Genomic DNA, 18,495 nt, shown 5'->3' with positions numbered 1-18,495 from the left:
GGCATTCGGCCGATCGGCCCTGCTCGCTAACATGCCACACATGCCCATCAAACTTGAGAACGTCGGCATCACCGTTCACGACCTCGAAGCAGCCATCTCCTTTTTCACCGACCTCGGGCTCACGGTCGTCGGCCGCGACACGGTCAGCGGCGAGTGGACCGACACCGCCGTCGGTCTTGACGGCAACCACGCCAACATCGCGATGCTCCAGACGCCAGATGGGCACAGCCGCCTTGAGCTCTTCGAGTACATCCACCCCGACGCGATCGAGACGGAGCCCACTCGCCCCAACGAGATCGGCATGCACCGCGTCGCCTTCTCGGTCGACGACATCGACAAAGCCCTTGAGATAGCCGCGAAACACGGATGTCATCCGCTTCGCGGCGTGGCCAACTACGAGGACGTCTACAAGCTCACCTACGTCCGCGGTCCCAGCGGCATCATCGTGATGCTCGCCGAGGAGCTGAAAAAGAACTGATCGATCAGGCCGGAGGGGTCAGAGGCTCTTTCCTCCGACTCCTCCGGCACCAAGGCCGCCAGCTCCCGAGCGACGCCCTCCACCGTCGGTGCCGCGAACAGCGACCGTAGCGGCAGCACGACGTCGTATCGCTGTCGCACCGTCTCCAGCATCCGGGTCGCCCGCAGACTGTCCCCACCGAGCGTGAAGAAGTTCTGGTTCCCGGAGTTCCTGCCTTTCTCGTGGAGTGATCACGGCGGCGGGATCAGATCGATGAAGAACTTCTGGTCAGGCGCGTCGGAGCACCGTTCACGAACAATCTCGGTCCCCGCGGTGGTATCCAGATCACGCAGGCCGAGGCACTGCGTCGTACCGAGGGGACGGATGACGAAAGGAGCCGCGTCCAGCGGACCGGCCGGGCTGATGACGAACAACTGGTCCACGCTGTCGTCGCCGCAGTCGTCCCGGGGTTCGACCAGGTCGTGCCCCATTCCTTCGTTCACGACGGTGAGGCAGCCGACGCCGGTCTCCGGATGGTGCCACTGGATCTGCACGGCGTTTTCTTCGCCGACAGGGTCGATGAACACGCGGGGCGAGGCGGCTTCCCCGCAAGGTTGCTGGGCGACGATGGTGCCGGAGTAGAGCTGGGTCCGGTCCTTCCCTTCGGCGAGGCAGAACTCGGGAGACCGGGCCGGGCGGATCTGTGCCCAGCTGCCGATTTCCCGGAGGTCGAGCCCCGGAACGGTGGCCTGGACCTTGTTCTCCGGCGATGCGCCGAAAGGAAGGGTCAAATAGCCCAGCGCCCCGACGAGGGCCACACTCACGATCACCACCACGATCAGCGGCGCTCGCCAGCGCCCCGGTGTGGGTTCCGGTGCCGCGACAACCTCCACCTCCTCGTCGTCGGCGGGCCGTTCTTCGGACCGTGGCGGTTCTCCCATCGCGATCCTCGTCCTGGCGTCGAGCCATCGCCGCACCTGTTCGTCATCGAGCCCGCACGCGCGAGTGAACGCTTCGACGAACGACTCGCGGGGCAAAGTGGTGCGGCCGAGAGTGGTCGCGACCGTGCTCGCTGGGAGCGCTCCCCCAAGTTCGTTCGCCCTTCCGGACAACTGCCGATAAGTCAGTCCGGACCACGTTCTCAATACGCGCAGTGCCGCCGTGAACTCAGCCGGTGAAGCACCTGAGTCCGGTGGTTGAACTGCTGTCGGCGACTCCCCGTCGTCGCCCCCCTCTTGAACGATCATCGCTCTAGATTGACTGAGGCGATCTGAGCGGCGATACCGCCATTCAGCAGCGTCGGACACTGCTGTTCGGGCGTGCCCGAACGGTTTCGAACAAGCCCGAACTACCCGAAGGTTGCCCACGCGCTGGTCAGGAAGTCAGGCTGACGTCTGTCGGTCCCACACCGACCGCGCTGGGGGAGGCCCGGGAAATCCCGGGCACCGAAAGTGAGCAAACGAGAAGAACCCGCGGGCTGATCGTCAAGGGGGACGGTGAATCCGGCGGAAACACCCGGTTCACCTCGGAAGGCATCCGCTGAAATCTTGATCTGAGCCGAGCGACGCGCGTCGTCGCCCGGTGTCGGGGGGAACGGTCAGCCAGGCCGGCACGGCCTGTCGACTGATCCTGGGGACGCATCCTCGTGCGCCGCGTCTGAAAGCACACGCGAGGAGAAGAAGCTGCGATCCCGGCAGCTACCAGCAGTTCGCAGACAACGGTGTCCTGACGACCGTACCGGCTCGGGCACCGCTACTCATCGGGCCTGCCGACTACTGCGACGACTCTGTCCCGGTCGAACTCGGGCAAGCAAGAAATGGCGAACACCGGACTATGGGGAGCGTTGTTGATGGCTAACGGGCAAAGTGATGTGGCCGAAAGACAGGTCGTCGTCGTCGGAGCGGGTAACGCGGGCCTCTGTGCCGGGATAGCGGCGCTGCAGGCGGGCGCGACCTCCGTCACCGTCCTCGAATCCGCGCCGAGGCGGCTGCGTGGCGGGAACAGTTCCTTGACCAAGACCATGCGTTTCTCCTGGCAGGGCAGCCCATTCATCGCAAGTCTGCTTCGGGAGGCGGACAAGAACCGAGTCGAAGAGATACTCGACGGCCGGTCGGAATACACGAACGAGCAGTACCTCGACGACTGGCTGCGGGTATCCGGCGATCAGGTGGACGTCGCGCTCATCGACTCGATCGTCCGTCGTTCCGAGGACACGATCACCTGGATGCGCGACTTCGGCCAGCGCTGGGCACCGAGACCCACCCCGCTGCCCGGTGATGTGCCGATCGTCCTCGACGGCGGCGGCCAGAGCCTGCAGGACCGGAACTTCGCCCGGTTCGAACGGCTCGGCGGAACCGTCGGCTACGACAGCGCGGTCACCGGCTTCGAAAAGACCGCCGACGACCGGTATCTGCTCCATGGCTCGGGATCCGCGTTCCCCATGCTTGCCGACGCGCTGGTACTGGCATCGGCGGGCTTCGAGGCGAACACCCGGCTGCGCGAACGCCACCTCGGCGAGGAATGGCGTGACGTGAAGCTGCGAGGAATTCCGTTCAACGAAGGCGTTCCGCTGGCGGCCGCCGTCGAGCTCGGCGCCGACACCGCGGGGAACTGGGAAAAGTGCCACACCACGCCACAGGGCATCAACCTGCCCGAGCACATGCTGCCGGGGCAGATGCACAAATCGCATGGCCTGACCAGGTATGCCTTTCCACTGGGCGTCGTGGTCAACCGCGAAGGGCGTCGCTTCTTCGACGAATCCGGCTACAGCAACCTCACCTACGTCTCGCTGGGGCAGAAGATCCAGGAGCAGCCGGGGAGGATCGCCTTCCAGATCTTCGACGACAAGGTCGTCGCGGCGGGCAGTCTCCCGGACGGTTACCTCGGCGACCCGGCGTCGGTGGTCGTCTCCTCGATCGAAGAAGGCGCCCGGCGACTCGGTATCGACGCCGTGAACCTGACCTCCGAGATCCAGCGGCTGAACTCCGGCCCGGGGCCGAAGCGCCTCGACACGCCTCCGTTCCTGTTCGTACCGGTGGTCTGCGGGTTGACCTTCACCTACGGCGGGCTGTCCGTGACCACGAACGCCGAGGTGCGCGGCGGCGGTGACCCGATCGACGGCCTCTACGCGGCGGGCGTGATCGTCGGCGGCCTTTACGACCAGGGATATCCGGGCGGCACCGGCCTGATGGCGGGTGCCGTGTTGGGCCGGGCGGCGGGCTCGGCCGCCGCCGCGCACTCCTTTCGGACGCGGGGAGGGAAGACGCGTGTCGGCAACGTCGTTGCATGAAATGAAGATCGTGATCGTCGGACTCGGCAAGATCGGGTCGCTGTACGCCGCGTGTTACCGGCGGGCAGGCCACCGGATCACCACCGTGGACACCAGGAACGGCGCCGACCTGGACCGAGTGAGCCGCGTTCCCGCACCCTCGGAGGTCGACGCCTGGGTGGTCGCCACCCCGACGGCAACGCACCTTTCGGTGGTCGACGAGATCCTGCGGCACCAGGCGGACGCGCGCATCCTGCTCGAGAAACCGGCCTGCTACCCGGACGAGCTCGAAAGTCTATTGAGGACGGTCCAGCGTGCTCCGCACGCTCGGATCATCGTCAACGACGTGTACTCCCACAGCGAAGCCGTCCAGCGGTTCTCGGCGGTCGTGCGGACACTCGGCGAGTTCGACCCGATCAAAAAGGTCACCATCGAATTCACCAAGAACCGGGAATTCGACGTCGCGAACGGCAGATTCGTCGACACCCAGTACGGCGAGGCGGGCTACGAGGGCTTCCACATGTTGAGTATCCTGCGCTCGATCCTGCCGTCCGATCAGTACCGAAGCTATCTGCGCGCGGTACCGACGTCGGTGACGGCGGAAATGCGCGTACGGACGTCGACCGCCGTACTGCCGGAGGTCGAGCTCTACACGTCGTCGACCGGCGCCATCGCCTTTCCCGAGCTGGCAGGCTTCGCGTTCCCCGCGGACGTGTCGAGGGACTACATCGCCCCCGCGACCATCCCTTACGGCTCCGAGTTCCGTTATCGCTTCGCGGACGTGGCACTCGGCTCCGGCCGACACGTCACCTTGGTCTTCGAGCCGCTCTTCGGCTCGGATCTCGACTACAAGAACCTGCACGCCGTCCACGTCCGAAATGCCGTCTCTCTTCGGAAAACGGTATCGGCGCGCCATTTCGTGATCACCGTCAACCATTTCGAGGAGGCACTTCTGACCCAGCTCGATCTGTTGCACCGCATTGACGAGGGCACCACGGCGATGCGGCCAGCCGAACACCGGTTCCTGGCGGCACTGGGTTCGGCCATGTTCACCGGCACCTTTCCCCGCAAAACGGAAACCGATCACCTCGACCGTCAGGTAGACGACGAGAAATTCGCACGAATTGGGAGCGAAGCATGACGCGAACCATTGACGACCTTTCGACGCTGCTGCGACCGGCCAAGGACATGCTGGCCGAAGTCTCGGACCGCGAAGCCGCCGTGACGCAGGTGACGAGTCAGATCAAGAACGATGACGCCGCTCGCGCGTTGTTCGCGCAGGCGTGCCGATTCGAGGCTCCCTACACCGCGAGCTGGGTCCACGGACCCGGCGACGATTCCCCGTACCTGTCCCTGGAACTGGCCGCCGCGTCCCTGGACGACGACCGGTATCGCGCCCTGCTCGCCGACGTCGTGCTGTCGACGTCGACCTCCATCCCCTTCGACTACCGGGCGCTGGCCGCGGAGAAACTCCTCCAGGTCGGAACGGGCGAGTTCGCCGCCGCGCTCAAGGAGGTCGTGGACTCCTACGAGCCGCTTCCCACCCGCGGACTGCAGGCGAAGATCAGCGTCCCCACCGACGGCATCGACCACCTCTTCGACATCCCGGACACGGTGACCGGCAGGCTCAACATCCTGATCGCCGCCAGCCGGGCGAAAACGCTGGAGAGCCGGTACCTGCTCGCCGGACGGATCCTCGGAAACGGGGTCGAGGTGACGGAGCCTGCCGGTGAGGCGGAACGGCTGATCCTCGAGGACGTCGGGACGAGCATGGTGGCACCGTCGGATTACCTGGTGCCATGGGACCAGGAGTTCCCCGGTGAGAACGGCACCAATCTCACGCTGGCGGAATTGATGCGCATCACGCTGATGTGCGGGGAGTTCGCGCTTCCGGACACGACCGTGCGGCCGATCCTGGTCGACTTCTACCGTTCGGTGCTGCGGACTGGCGGCCGCTCGATCATCGGCCTCGCGGCCGGCGTGTTCCATGTGGAGCACGGCACGCTCGCCACTCCCTCCTACTACTACCAGGGGCGCGACGCGATTCTCGGCAAGGGCTGCGTGATCGACTGTGTCGGCGGAGCGGTGCTGCAGTCGGGTTCGTTCCTCGGTGGTGGCTACATGCCCATCCTGATCCACACCCACAAGCACATCCGCAAGAGCAATCAAGCCGCCGCCTCGGAGCGCAAGCAGATCCTTCCGTGCATCTTCGCGGCGGAGGCGGGCGCCCGGTATCCGATGGACGCGATCGGCCTGTTCGAAACGGTGGACTACCTCGGCAAGGAAACCCCGTACCAGGGGATTCGGGCGATTCCGCACGCCAAGTAGCGCACGACCGGTTCACCGGCACACGAAACCGTATTTCTCGATGGCGCCGGGCAGGGCGACTTCGCCCTGCCCGGCGCCATCGAAAACTGGAGGGTTGAGGGAATGAGTGCACTGTTCGAGGCCAAAGTGGCCGTCATCGGCGCGGGCTATGTCGGGCTGACCACGGCCGCTTGCCTCTCGTCGTTGGGGCATCAGGTCGTCTGCGCGGATGTCGACCAGGAAAAAGTCGATGCCTTACGCCGGGGGGAGGCGACCATCAGGGAGCCCGGTATCTGCGAGCTGGTGGTGGAGGGGCTGGCGTCCGGCAGGCTGGACTTCGTGCTCGGCGCGAGCGCGGCGGTGGCCGAGGCAGGCATCGTGATCCTCTGCGTGCCGACGCCGATGAGCGCCACCGGCGCGGCGGACCTGACGATGCTGGAATCCGTCGTCACCGAGTTGCGCGACCTGCTGACGCCCGGATGCGTCGTGGTGAACAAGTCGACGGTCCCGGTCGGCACGGCGGCTCGCGTCGCGGGTCTGATCGACCGGGCGGACGTGGCCGTCGTGTCCAATCCGGAATTCCTGCGCGAAGGGTCCGCGGTCCACGACTTCCTGAATCCCGACCGCATCGTGGTCGGCTCGGCCGATCGTGACCCGGTCTCCGCCCAGCGGGTCGCCGACCTGTACGAAAAGCTCGACACGGCCGTGCTGGTGACCGATTCCGCGAGCGCGGAGATGATCAAGTACGCGGCCAACTGCTATCTCGCGACGCGTCTGTCCTTTGTGAACACCGTCGCCGAATTGTGCGAGTACCTCGACGCGAGTATCGACGACGTGACGAGGGGGATGGGCTACGACGAACGGATCGGCAACTCGTTCCTGCGTCCCGGCCCGGGCTGGGGTGGTTCCTGCCTGCCGAAGGACACCGTCGCGCTGCTGCACACCGCGGTGTCGGCCGGTAGCGATTTCGCCGTACTGCGCGCGGCGATCGAAACCAACCAGAAGCAGTACGAGCTGGTGATCGACAAGGTGCGCAAGGCGGTCGGCGGTGACCTGGCAGGCGCGCGGATCGGTCTGCTCGGGTTGACGTTCAAGGCCGGAACGGATGACCTGCGGGACTCCCCGGCGTTGGCGGTCGCCGAACGGCTCGCCGCCGAAGGCGCGGAACTGGCGGGCTACGACCCCACTGTCCACGGCCCGGTGCCGGGCGTGACCGACGGTGTACGGATCACGGGAACCGCCTACCACGCGGCGAACGGCGCGGCGGCGATCGTGCTGCTCACCGAGTGGCCCGAGTTTCGCGCTCTCGACTGGACGCGCATCGCCGACCGGCTCGACGGCCGGTCCGTCATCGACACCCGGAATCTCCTGGACCCGCTCACCGTCGCGCGGACGGGTCTTTCGTACCAGGGCATCGGTCGGCCGGGGGCGGCACAGGACGGGGCGAGGGCGCTCCTGTCGCGGACCGGTGACATGGTCGGGCAGGCGGGCTGACCCGGGTCGCGAGTGGCGATTCGGGCTATTCACGGTCAAGCGCCATTACCGGAGCCCCAAGCCAGGAAAGTCCGTGAAGGCCTCCTTCCCTACCTTGAGCGTAGGGAAGGAGGCCTTCACGGACCACGAACCCGCACCGATACACGCGTTCCGCCGCCTTGTCCCGAAAAGGAAGACCCATGACGAAACGAACCCGGCCCTGGTCCGCGCTTTTCGCACTGTGCCTGGGTTTCTTCATGGTCATGCTGGACATGACCATCGTGAACAGCGCGGTGCCTTCGATGGTGCGCGAACTCGGCACCGAATTGACCGCGGTGATCTGGGTGACCAGCGTGTACCTGCTCGCCTACGCGGTGCCCATCCTGCCTGCCAGCAGACTGGGTGACCGGCTCGGGCCGAAACGCGTCTTCGTCGCCGGGCTCGTGGTGTTCACCGGGGCATCACTGTGGTGCGGGCTCTCCGGCACCGTGGAGACGCTGATCGCCGCCCGCGCGGTGCAGGGCCTCGGCGCCGCGCTGATGACCCCGCAGACGACGGCCTTCATCACGCATCTGTTCCCGCCGGACAAACGCGGTCCGGCGATGGGCGCCTGGGGCAGTGTCGCGGGCCTGGCCATGATCACCGGCCCGGTGCTCGGCGGCGTGCTCGTCGACCAGCTCGGCTGGGAGTGGATCTTTTTCGCGAACGTTCCGATCGGGCTGATCACGCTGGCCCTCACCGTCGTCCTCGTCCCCGACTGGCAACCGAAAAACTCGCACCGCTTCGATCTTCCCGGCATCCTCCTCTTCGGCACCGGTCTGGTCTGCGTCGTCTTCGGTATCCAAAATGGACAGAACTACGCCTGGGGGACGGTCTTCGCGGGAATCTCCGTCTTCGACATCATCGGCGCAGGTCTTCTGCTGCTGGGCGGTTTCGTACTGTGGCAACGCGTCAATCGCCGTGAACCGCTGCTGCCGTTGCGGATCTTCCACAACCGCGACTTCTCACTGGGCGCCACCACCGCGGTGCTGGTCGGGTTCGCGATGACCAGCACCCTTCTGCTGCTGGTCATCTACGTCCAATCGGTACTCGGCCTGTCCCCCACCGACGCCGGCCTGCTCACCGCGCCACTGGCACTGACTTCCGGAGCCCTCGCGCCGTTCGCCGGCCGGTTGTCGGACCGGATGCACCCCAAGTTCCTGTTGATGTTCGGGTTGCTCTCGCTGTGCGGCGGCCTCGGTCTCCTCTCGCTGGTGATCATCCCGGCGAGTTCGCCGCCTGCCCTGATCCCCGGGTTGCTGTTGTGCGGTCTGGGTGTCGGATTCATCTTCTCCCCGATGAGCAGCGTGACCATCAACTCGGTCGAGCGTCCACTGATCGGCAGTGCGTCCGGCATCTTCAACACCGCACGGCAGGTCGGCGGGGTGCTGGGCAGCGCGGGTGTCGGCGTGCTGTTGCAAGCACGGACCGGCGCCTCGATGACGGAGAGGGCGAACGAGGCGGCGGCCGCGCTGCCCGTCGAATTCCGGCAACGGTTCGTCGACGGCTTCACCGGAGAGGCCGGGGCCGCGGGCGCCGCCGCCGAATTCGGCGGCGAGCCTCCCGTGCTCGCGGCGGACCTGCCCGCTCAGGCACAGGAGCTCGCCCCGCAGATCACCCACGCCGCGCTGACGGACGCGGTGGTGACCGCCTTCCTGCTCCCGATCGGCGCGTTGCTCCTCGGATTGCTGTGCTCGGCCGTCATGCGCCGATCGGTCGTCCGTGTGGTCGGCGCACCGCAGTTCGCCCGCTGAACGCGGCCGCGGACTCAGAGGCTCCCTTCCTCCGACTCCTCCGGCACCAGAGCCGCCAGCTCCCGAGCGACGCCCTCCACCGTCGGTGCCGCGAACAGCGACCGTAGCGGCAGCACGACGTCGTATCGCTGTCGCACCGTCTCCAGCATCCGGGTCGCCCGCAGACTGTCCCCACCGAGCGTGAAGAAATTCTGCCGCCTTCCGACGGTCTCCACCTCCAACAACTCCCGCCACAGCCTGGCCACGGCCAGTTCCCACTCACCCTGTGGCATCTCCGTGGCCTCGACCGGAGCCGGTGCCGCCAGCGAAGCCACGGCAGTCCGATCGAGTTTTCCGTTGACACTCAGCGGGATCCGGTCCACCACCACGAGCCGGTCCGGGACCATGTGCGCGGGCAACCGGGTGGCGGCGTCGGCGAGCACACCGTCCACATCGGACTCGCCGGTGATGGCCGCGACCAGCCGCCGGTCCGCGCCCGTGCCGTGGACGGCGGCGACGGCTTGCGTGACGCCGGGGGCTTCGAGCAGCACGGCCTCGACCTCGCCCAGTTCGATGCGGTAGCCGCGGATCTTCACCTGCTGATCCCGCCGTCCCAGGAACTCCAGGGTGCCGTCCGGCCAGTATCGGCCGAGGTCACCGGTCCGGTACCAGCGCGCGCCGCCGAACTCGACGAACCGGTCGGCGGTCAGGTCCGGGGCGCCGCGATAGCCACGGGCGACCCCGGCGCCGCCGATCCACAGTTCGCCGGGCACCCAGTCCGGGCAGTCGCGGCCGAGGTCGTCGACCACGCGGAAAGCCTGGTTGCGCAACGGTTTCCCGTACGGAACGGATCGCCAGTCCGGATCGACGTCGGTCACCTCGGTGAAGTTCGACCAGATCGACGCCTCGGTCGCCCCGCCCAACGCGACGAACCTGAGGTCGCCCGCCCGGCCGGGCAGATCGAGGCCGACCCAGTCACCGGAGACCAGCACGAGCCGTAGCGAAGGCACCGAAGGCGCCACGACCAGCAGCATGTCCAGTAGCGCGGGCACGGTGTTCCAGATCGTCACCCCGTGCTCGGTCACCAGCTCGTGCCAGCGCCGCGCGTCGCGGCGGGCGTCCTCGTCGATCGTGACGATGGCGCCACCCGCCGACAGCAGGCCGAAGACGTCGTACACCGACAGGTCGAAGTCCAGCGCGGATACCGCGAGCACCCGGTCGTCCTGGCCGACGTCGAAGCGTGCGTTGATGTCGTCGATGGTGTTCAACGCCGCCCGATGGGTGATTTCGACACCCTTCGGCTCGCCGGTCGAGCCCGACGTGAAGATCACGTACGCCAGCTCGTCGGGGTCGGGACTCGCCGGGGTGGAGAGCGGCACGAAGGACATCGCGGCCGTCGGCACGACGGCGACGGCCGTACCCGCCCGGGATGTGTCGTCGGTGATCGCCAGCCGGGCACCCGCCAGTTTCAGGATGCGGTTGCGCCTCGCGGGCGGCTGGTCGACGCCGATCGGCACGTACGCGCAGCCCGCGGCGAGCACACCGAGCACGGCGACGATCTGCTCCGGGCCCTTCGGCAGGACGACCGCGATCCGGTCGCCGGGTTTCGCGCCCTGGGCGAGCAGTGCGGACGCCATGCGCAGAGAGCGTTCCGCGAGTTCGCCGTACGTCAAGCTCCCCACCAGTGCGACCCGGCCGGGGTCCGAGGCGGCCAGCCGGTAGAAGTCGGCGTGCAGGGCACGATCCGGCAGCGGGCCTTCCGTGGCGTTGACCGCCGCCCGCACCGACGCCTGCGCGGCGGGCAGCAGATCCGCCGCCGGGGCACGCCAGTCCTCGGTCACCAGCAGGCCGATCAGCTTCAGGTATGCCTCGAACATCGCGTCGAGCAGCCCCGGCGGGAACAGTTCGTCGACGGCGTCCCAGTTGATCGCGATCCCGCCGTCGACCTCGGTGACCTGGTGGTCGAGCCAGACCTGCGGCGTCTGCGAAACACCCCAGACCTCGTCGGCGAACAGCCCGTCGGCATCGGCCGTGGCGAAGCCGAGCGCGCTCGTGAACACCACCGGCATGACGACCTCGGGATCGCCGGTGGTCCGCGCGAGTTCCCGGCGCAGGTGCACCGCCGAGACGTCGCGATGGTCCAACGCCGTCCACAGTTCCTCCTGCACGCGGCGGACGCGATCCAGCCAGCCGTCACCGCGTTCGGGCCGGTAGCCGACGAGCAGGAGCGACGTGAAGTCGCCCATCACCCGGCCGATGTCCGGGTGCACCTCGCGGCGGTCGAACAGCGTGAGGTTCAGGGTGAGGTCGGCGCGGGCGCTCCACCTGCCGACCACCTCGGAGAACGCGCTCAGCAGCACCGCGGACGGGGTCACGCCGTGCTCGCGCGCCTGGTCCGTGATCCTCGTCCACCGGCTTGCTTCGATGACGGCGGCGCGACGGCTGAAGCGCGGAACGCCGACCTCGGCCGGTTCTTTCGCCAGTGGCAACTGTGGCGCGGGCGGCAGGGTCGGCAGTCGCTCGCGCCAATAGCGTTCCGCGGCCTCGGACGGCGGCGGGGTGGAGAGAACATAGTCCCGGAACGACATGTCGACAGGCGGCAGCTCGACGTCCGGGTTCTCGTACAGGGCGGAGAGTTCGGTGTAGAAGGTCAGGATGCTCAACGCGTCGAGAACCAGGTTGTCCATGCCGATCGCGAGCCTGGTCCGGGTACCTTGCCGTACCCCGCGAACCGTGAAGAGCGGCCAGGAAGACGGGTCGAATACCTGATGCGACAAAGACTCCCGCACTGCTTCGGGCGGCTCCTCGGTGACTTCCACGGGCAGCCACGGCACTTCCGGCAGGATCCGCTGATCACCGTGCTCGTCGAAGACCGCGCGGAGCATTTCGTGCCGCCGGATCAGCTTGTCGAGCGCGATCTCCAGCCGGGGGACGTCGAGGTCGTCGACGTCGTACTCGCGATAGAAATGACAGCCGATACCGCCGAGGGTGAACCCGCTGTCCCGGCCGAGCCAGTAGGCGCGCTGCACCGGGGTCGGCGGGAACGGTTCGTGCCGGTTCTCCGGGTCCGCGACCAGTACGCCTCTGTCCACAATAGACTTGTCAAGTTCGAGCGACGCCGCGAAGTCCGCGAGGACAGGGGCTGCGAACAACGCGCTCAGTGAGACTCCGGTCAGTCCGTCGGAGCGCAGTCTGCCGATCAGCCGAGTGGCCAACAGCGAATCTCCGCCCAACGCGAAGAAATCGTGTTCGCGGCCGATTTCGGACACGGGCAGGATCTCGGCCCAGGCGGCGGCGACCAGTCGTTCGATCTCGCCGTCCGGCGCCGTGACCGGACGCTCGTCGCGATGTTCGGCCAGCATCCGCCGCAACGCCGAGCGGTCGATCTTTCCGTTGGCGGTGAGGGGAAAAGCGTCGAGCGCGACGACGACGTCCGGCAGCATCGGCGCGGGCAGCCGGGACACGAGGAACTCCGAGAGCCCATCCGGCGCACCGATCACCGCGACGGCCAGTCGCCGGTCCTCGGTCACGACCGCGACGGCTTGGGACACCTCCTCATGTTCGGTCACCGCGGCTTCGATCTCACCCAGCTCGATCCGGTGGCCGCGAAGCTTGACCTGGTGATCGGCACGGCCGAGGAAGTCGAGCGTGCCGTCCGGCAGGTACCGGGCGAGGTCGCCCGTGCGATACCAGCGCGTGCCGTCGACCTCGGCGAAACGATCCGCCGTGCGGTGCGGATCTCCCCGGTAGCCGAGCGCGACGCCGGCGCCGCCGATCCACAGCTCGCCGGGGACCCAGTCCGGCCGGTCCCGGCCGAGGCCGTCCACCACGCGGCAGACGACGTTGTCCAACGGTGTCCCATACGGAACGCAGGTCCACTGTGGATCGACGGTCTCGACTTCGAGCACCGTCGAGTGGATCGCGGTCTCCGTCGTTCCACCGAGGCCGGCGAACCGGCAACCCGGCGCGCGGGCGGCGAGTCTGCCGGGGAGATCCGTGGTGACGCGGTCGCCGCCGAGCAGCACCACTCGCAGCGGCACTTCGTCGGTCACCAGCATCAGCATGTCCAGCAGCGCGGGAACGCAGTTGAGCACCGTCGCGTGATGCCGCCGCGCCAGCTCAGCCCAGACGGTCGCGTCTCGGCGGCCGGTGTCGCGCGGACAGATCACCGCGCCACCCACCGACAGCGGACCGAAGATGTCGTACACGGAGAGGTCGAATTCCAGCGCGGACAGCGCCAGCGTGCGATCCTCCGCACCGATTTCGAAGCGGGCGTTGAGGTCGTCGATCGTGTTCACCGCGGCGCGATGCGAGATTTCGACGCCCTTCGGCTCCCCGGTCGAGCCGGAGGTGTAGATGACATACGCCAGTTCGGTCCCGGACTCCGGTCTCGCCAAAGGTGCCCCGGCCGACGGGAGCGAATCGAGCACGAACCGGACACCCGCCGAGGAAAGAATGCGTTCACGGCGCGCGGGCGGCTGGTCGACACCGATCGGCACATACGCGCAGCCGGCGGCGAGCACCCCGAGCACCGCGACGACCTGCTCCGGCCCCTTGGGCAGCGACACCGCCACGAGGTCGCCGGCCTCGACTCCGCACGAACGCAGCTGCCCCGCGACCTCCAGCGCCCGCGAGGAAAGCTCGCCATAACTCATGACTCCGTCGGTCTCCCACAGCAACGCCGGGGCACCGGGATTCGCCCCCGCGAGTGAGAAGAACGGTTCGTGCAGCGTGTGCGCGGGCCGGTCGACCGTGGTGTCGTTGGCGACCGCGCGCACTTCGGTCTGGGACGACGGCAACAGCGGCGGTACCGGCTCCGACCAGGCTTCGGAACCGGCCAGCAGCCGGTCGAGCAACCGGCCGTAGGCGTCGAACATCGCCTGCGGCACCCCGGCGACGAACGCGTCCTCGCGGACGTCCCAGTTCACCAGCAGACCGCCGTCGAGTTCGGTGACCTGCGCGTCCAGCCAGACCTGCGGGCCCTGCGAGATGATCCAGACGGCGTCACCGAAACACTCGCGGACTTCGCGGGAGAACAACTCACCCAGCCCGAGCGCGCTCGTGTAGACCACCGGCGCCAGCACCTGTTCCCCGTGCGCCCGCGAAAGCTCGCGCAGTACCTCGACACCCGAGTAGCCGGTGTAGGCGACGTCGGTGTGGAACCGGTCCTGCAGCCGCCGCGCGCGTTCGGCGAAGGTGCCCGGCACGCTCCCGTCCCATTCCAGCAGGACCGACGAGGTGAAGTCGCCGACGAGCGCGTCGACGTCCGCGTGCAGCGGATCGCGGTCGAACAGCGGCAGGTTGAGCAGGAACCGGGGCTCGGCGCTCCACGCCGTCAGTGTCTCGGCGAACACCGCGGCCAATGCCATGGCGGTGGTCAGACCGTGCCGCCGGGCGCTGTTCTCCAGCGTCCGGACATCGTCCGCGGTGAGCTTCCGGTGGTGGCGGGTCACCCGGGCGGTCTCACCGAGCTGTCCCGCGACCGGCAACTGCGGGGCGCCGGGCAGGTTCGGCAACCGGTCCTGCCAGTATCCCGCCCCGGCTCCCGTCCGGCGGCGTTCGGCCAGGTAACGCGGGTAGCTGTACTCCAGCGGCGGCAACGGCTCGCCCCGGTAGGCACGGGCGAGGTCGGCGAGCAGGACCCGCAGGCTCAGCGCGTCGGCCGCGACCATGTCGAGGTTGACGTGCGTGCGCGTGCGGCCTTCCGGCAGCAGCGACAACTGGACGTCGAAGACCTCGCCCGCGCCGATGTCCAGCTGCCGATGGGAAAGCCGATCACGCAGCTCGTCCAGCACGGACAGGTCGGTGGCCTCGCGGAAGTCGTGGACCCGCAAACCCGGCCAGCCACCCGGTTCGGCGATGCGCTGGGTGCCGTCGTCGTTGATCACCACGCGCAGCATCCCGTGCCGCGCGAGCACGGCACGCACCGCCGGTTCCAGCCGGTCCGGCTCGACGCCGACGCCGTCGAACTCGTGGTAGAAGTGCGCCGCGACACCGCCGAGCCGCTGGCCCGGTTCCCGGCCGACCCAGTACGCGTGCTGCATCAGCGCCAGCGGGAAGTCGGCCGACTCGTCCACAGTGGACCGGGCTGCCGGTTCAGGCTCAGAGGTCTCGTCGGCGAGAAGTTTTTCCCACGCCGAAAGGGTCGGCGTGGTCACCAGGTCGGCGAACTTGACCTTCTTCCCGGCCTTCCGCCAGCCGCCGGCCAGCCGCATCATCGTGATCGAGTCCATCCCCAGCTCGATCAGGTTGTCGTCGGCGCCGATCTCGTCCAGTTCGAGCAGTTCGGCGACCTGCCCGCGCAGATCTTCGTTAGACAAGGAGAAGTCCTTTCTCACCAGGTGACGGGCATGGTCAGCGGCCCGCGGAAGAACGTCGCGGTCTTCCATTCGATTTCGCCGGCCTGCCGAAGCCCCGGCAGCCGGGTCAGCAAGGCGTGCAAGGCTTCCTGCAGTTCGATCCGGCCGAGCGGCGCGCCGACGCAGTGGTGAATCCCGTAGCCGAAGGCCAGATGCCCGTGGGCGTTCCGGTCCAGGTCGAGCTCTTCCGGCCCGGCGAAACGCGCGGCGTCCCGATTGGCCGCGCCGATCGACACGAGCACCGGCTCTCCCCGGCGTACCAGCGTTTCCCCGACTTCGACGTCCTCGGACGGGTAATGCGCGAACATCGCGCTCGATGCCAGCGGGACGAACCTGAGCAGTTCCTCCACCGCGTCCGGGATCAGCCGCGGATCGGCGCGCAGCCGCGCGAGCTGCTCCGGGTTCCGGAGCAGGATGTGGAGGAAGTTCGGGATCTGCGACGCCGTCGCCTCGTATCCGGCGACGAGCAACGCGACACAGAGCAGTATGAGGTCCTTTTCGGACAGTTCGTCGTCGGCGTCGCACGCCTCGACCAGCGCCGAGATCAGGTCCTCGGCCGGTTCTTCCCGGCGCCGCACGACGAGCCGCGTGAAGTAACCCGCCAGCTCGTCGAGATTGCGTTGTACCTCCTCTGGTGGGAGGTCGGTGGCGAGCAGGGCGTCGTTCCACAGCCGGAATCTTTCGTGATCGCGCGCCGGTACCCCGAGCAGTTCGCAGATCACCGAAGTCGGGATAGGCAGGGAGAAGTCCTTGACCAGATCCGCGGGCGCGCCGACGTCCACCATCAGGTCGATCAGTTCGTTCGCCAGCCGCCGGACGTGCGGCCGCAGCCGTTCGGCGCGCCGCGGGGTGAACGTCTTCACCGCCAGCCCTCGAATCCTCGTCAGTTCCGGCGGGTCCATGGTCACGATCCCGCCGGGGATACGGGAAAGCGCGCGCGGCGCGTCACGCCGGTGGGCTTCCGCCCGGCTGAAGCGACGGTCGGCGAGGACCTGCTTGGCCTCCTCGTACCGGGTCACCAGCCAGGCAGGTTCGCCCAGCGGCAGTTTCACCCTGGTCAGTCCCGGTCGTCCGCGCGCGTCGGTGTAGCCGTCCGCGAGTTCGAGCCCGGTGAAGGAGTTGAAGGGATAGTCGAACGGCGTCATGAGTGGACTTCCTGCCCGAGCGCGCCGCGGTCGACCTTGCCGAGGCCGGTGCGCGGGAAGGACTCGACGACGCGGACCTTGTCGGGGATCTTGAACGCGGCCACGCCGAGTCCGGTCAGATGCGCGACGAGATCGCGCCTGGTGGGCGGGGTGTCCTTGGGGATGACGAAGGCGCAGGTGCGTTCGCCCATCACGTCGTCGGGGACGCCGACGATCGCGACGTCGTGCACGCCGGGGTGGGTCGACAGCAGGTTCTCGACCTCTTCGACCGGGACCTTGTCGCCGCCCCGGTTGATCACGTCCTTCACGCGCCCCTCGACGACGAGTTCGCCGCCGGGCAGCCGCCGGACGAGGTCACCGGACCGGTAGAAACCGTCCTCGGTGAACGACTTCTTGTTGTGCTCGGCGGCCCGGTAGTAGCCGCGGATCGTGTACGGGCCGCGGACCAGCAGCTCACCGAGCTCGCCGTCGGCGACCGGGTTCCCGTCCCGATCGACCACGCGGACCTCGTCGTCCGGGCTGAGCGGACGCCCCTGGGTGCCGGTGACCAGCTCTTGGGGATCGTCGAGACCGGTGTAGTTGAGCAGTCCCTCGGCCATCCCGTACACCTGCTGGAGCACACACCCCAGGCCAGTGCGGACCCGGCGAGCGGCCTCGTCCTTGAGCCGGGCGCCGCCCGCCTGCACCAGCCGCAGGCTGGTCAGCCCCGCGCCGCTCTCTTCCGCCGCGTCCAGCCAGACCAGCACCAGCGGCGGTACGAGCGCGGTGGCGGTGATCTGCGCGCGCTCGATCAACCCGAAGGTCGTCTCGGGATCGGCCGTCGTGGTCAGCACCACCGTGCCGCCCGCCCAGAGTGTGCCGAGGACGCCCGGGCAGGCGAAGGCGAAGTTGTGCGCGGCGGGCAACGCGGCGAGATACCGGGTCTCACCGTCGAATCCGGCCGCTTCGGCGCTGGCACGCAGGTTGTAGTGGTAGTCGTCGTGGGTGCGCGGGATCAGCTTGGGCAGTCCGGTGGTCCCGCCCGACAGCAGGAGGACCGCCACCTCGCCGGGGTCCGGCTCGGGCATGTCCACGGTGGCCTCATGGGCCAGCTCCGAAAACGACGTGAACTCCTGCGGCTCCCCGACGATGAACACGTGCTCTACCCCGGTCAGTTTCCGCGCGAGCCGGCGATGGTCGAAGCCGCCGTGGACGTCCGGCGCGACATAGGCGACCGCTTCCGAGAGGGCGGCCAGGTGGGTGATCTCCGTTTCCCGATGCGGCGGAAGGGCCAGTACGGGGACGGCCCCGACCCGGAACAGGCCGAAGACCAACGCCACGAACTCGGCGAAGTTCGGCAGGTGGACCAGGACCCGGTCACCGCGGCCGATGCCCCTGGTGTAAAGCCCGCCCGCCACTTGCGCGGACCAGTCGGTCAATTGTCGATAAGTCCACTTACGGTCGCCGTCGACGAGCGCGACACGGTCCGGCCACTTCGCGGCGCCGTCGGGCAGGATCGAGCCGAGCGGACGGCCCTGCCAGTACCCCTTGGCGCGGTAGCGGTCGGCGAACTCGGCGGGCCAGCCGGTGAAACCTTCCATGTGGGGTCCTTCGGAGAGTTAGGTGGGTAGGTGGCGGTGACGGGTGGGCCGGGGTGGTCGTGAGTGGCGATTCGTGGGCGGGAGGCCAGCCGGCACCACCACCCAACCTCCCCCCCCACCTCCCCGGGCCCCAG

At 68.0% G+C, this 18,495-nt stretch carries 10 protein-coding genes and 1 pseudogene; 6 read left to right on the top strand and 5 right to left on the bottom strand.

Features of this window, described 5'->3' with window-relative positions; genetic code table 11:
* Positions 1-40: 40 nt before the first annotated feature.
* Positions 41-478: a VOC family protein gene (locus tag ACZ54P_RS27265; protein WP_465464408.1), complete on the top strand. Its 438-nt coding sequence runs from the start codon at positions 41-43 to the stop codon at positions 476-478.
* Here the strand turns inward: ACZ54P_RS27265 and ACZ54P_RS27260 are convergent.
* Positions 418-666, bottom strand: a pseudogene (locus ACZ54P_RS27260) (phosphopantetheine-binding protein); the annotation flags it as partial. The gene ACZ54P_RS27265 and the pseudogene ACZ54P_RS27260 overlap by 61 nt on opposite strands.
* A 42-nt stretch (positions 667-708) precedes the next feature.
* Positions 709-1,704, bottom strand: a complete 996-nt coding sequence (locus ACZ54P_RS27255; RefSeq protein WP_465464407.1) for a helix-turn-helix domain-containing protein — start codon at positions 1,702-1,704, stop codon at positions 709-711.
* Positions 1,705-2,306: 602 nt separating this feature from the next.
* Between ACZ54P_RS27255 and ACZ54P_RS27250 the strand changes: the two genes are divergently transcribed.
* The 5 genes from ACZ54P_RS27250 (at position 2,307) to ACZ54P_RS27230 (ending at position 9,298) form a co-directional block, all read left to right on the top strand.
* A complete protein-coding gene (locus ACZ54P_RS27250) occupies positions 2,307-3,746 on the top strand; it encodes an FAD-binding protein (protein WP_465464406.1) in 1,440 nt (479 codons plus the stop codon).
* A gap of 1 nt (position 3,747) precedes the next feature.
* On the top strand, positions 3,748-4,866 hold the full coding sequence (locus ACZ54P_RS27245; RefSeq protein WP_465464405.1) for a Gfo/Idh/MocA family oxidoreductase: 1,119 nt from the start codon (positions 3,748-3,750) through the stop codon (positions 4,864-4,866).
* On the top strand, positions 4,863-6,053 hold the full coding sequence (locus tag ACZ54P_RS27240; protein ID WP_465464404.1) for a hypothetical protein: 1,191 nt from the start codon (positions 4,863-4,865) through the stop codon (positions 6,051-6,053). Before ACZ54P_RS27245 ends, ACZ54P_RS27240 begins: the two co-directional genes overlap by 4 nt.
* A gap of 102 nt (positions 6,054-6,155) precedes the next feature.
* Positions 6,156-7,526, top strand: coding sequence for a UDP-glucose dehydrogenase family protein (locus ACZ54P_RS27235; protein WP_465464403.1), 1,371 nt, complete (start codon positions 6,156-6,158; stop codon positions 7,524-7,526).
* Positions 7,527-7,705: 179 nt separating this feature from the next.
* Positions 7,706-9,298 (top strand): DHA2 family efflux MFS transporter permease subunit, encoded by a 1,593-nt coding sequence (locus ACZ54P_RS27230; RefSeq protein ID WP_465464402.1) that lies wholly within the window; start codon positions 7,706-7,708, stop codon positions 9,296-9,298.
* Positions 9,299-9,312: 14 nt separating this feature from the next.
* Here ACZ54P_RS27230 and ACZ54P_RS27225 read toward each other — a convergent pair whose 3' ends face one another.
* From ACZ54P_RS27225 to ACZ54P_RS27215, 3 genes are read right to left on the bottom strand one after another with little or no spacing between them, the layout of a single operon-like run.
* The gene (locus ACZ54P_RS27225) at positions 9,313-15,597 is read right to left on the bottom strand and encodes an amino acid adenylation domain-containing protein (protein ID WP_465464401.1); all 6,285 of its coding nucleotides are present in this window, start codon (positions 15,595-15,597) and stop codon (positions 9,313-9,315) included.
* Between the two features lie 14 nt (positions 15,598-15,611).
* The gene (locus ACZ54P_RS27220; RefSeq protein WP_465464400.1) at positions 15,612-16,781 is read right to left on the bottom strand and encodes a cytochrome P450; all 1,170 of its coding nucleotides are present in this window, start codon (positions 16,779-16,781) and stop codon (positions 15,612-15,614) included.
* On the bottom strand, positions 16,778-18,361 hold the full coding sequence (locus ACZ54P_RS27215; RefSeq protein ID WP_465464399.1) for a (2,3-dihydroxybenzoyl)adenylate synthase: 1,584 nt from the start codon (positions 18,359-18,361) through the stop codon (positions 16,778-16,780). Before ACZ54P_RS27215 ends, ACZ54P_RS27220 begins: the two co-directional genes overlap by 4 nt.
* Positions 18,362-18,495 lie beyond the last annotated feature (134 nt).

This window comes from Amycolatopsis sp. NPDC034160, from assembly GCF_055575355.1.
This window is presented reverse-complemented; position numbering and strand designations above follow the sequence as displayed.

What these genes read in the sequence shown, in the direction of transcription:
- ACZ54P_RS27245 (WP_465464405.1), top strand. Translation starts at nt 3,748, where the DNA reads ATGAAGATCGTGATCGTCGGACTCGGCAAGATCGGGTCGCTGTACGCC.
- ACZ54P_RS27240 (WP_465464404.1), top strand. Translation starts at nt 4,863, where the DNA reads ATGACGCGAACCATTGACGACCTTTCGACGCTGCTGCGACCGGCCAAG.
- ACZ54P_RS27215 (WP_465464399.1), bottom strand. Translation starts at nt 18,361, where the DNA reads ATGGAAGGTTTCACCGGCTGGCCCGCCGAGTTCGCCGACCGCTACCGC.
- ACZ54P_RS27220 (WP_465464400.1), bottom strand. Translation starts at nt 16,781, where the DNA reads ATGACGCCGTTCGACTATCCCTTCAACTCCTTCACCGGGCTCGAACTC.
- ACZ54P_RS27250 (WP_465464406.1), top strand. Translation starts at nt 2,307, where the DNA reads ATGGCTAACGGGCAAAGTGATGTGGCCGAAAGACAGGTCGTCGTCGTC.
- ACZ54P_RS27255 (WP_465464407.1), bottom strand. Translation starts at nt 1,704, where the DNA reads ATGATCGTTCAAGAGGGGGGCGACGACGGGGAGTCGCCGACAGCAGTT.
- ACZ54P_RS27265 (WP_465464408.1), top strand. Translation starts at nt 41, where the DNA reads ATGCCCATCAAACTTGAGAACGTCGGCATCACCGTTCACGACCTCGAA.
- ACZ54P_RS27235 (WP_465464403.1), top strand. Translation starts at nt 6,156, where the DNA reads ATGAGTGCACTGTTCGAGGCCAAAGTGGCCGTCATCGGCGCGGGCTAT.
- ACZ54P_RS27230 (WP_465464402.1), top strand. Translation starts at nt 7,706, where the DNA reads ATGACGAAACGAACCCGGCCCTGGTCCGCGCTTTTCGCACTGTGCCTG.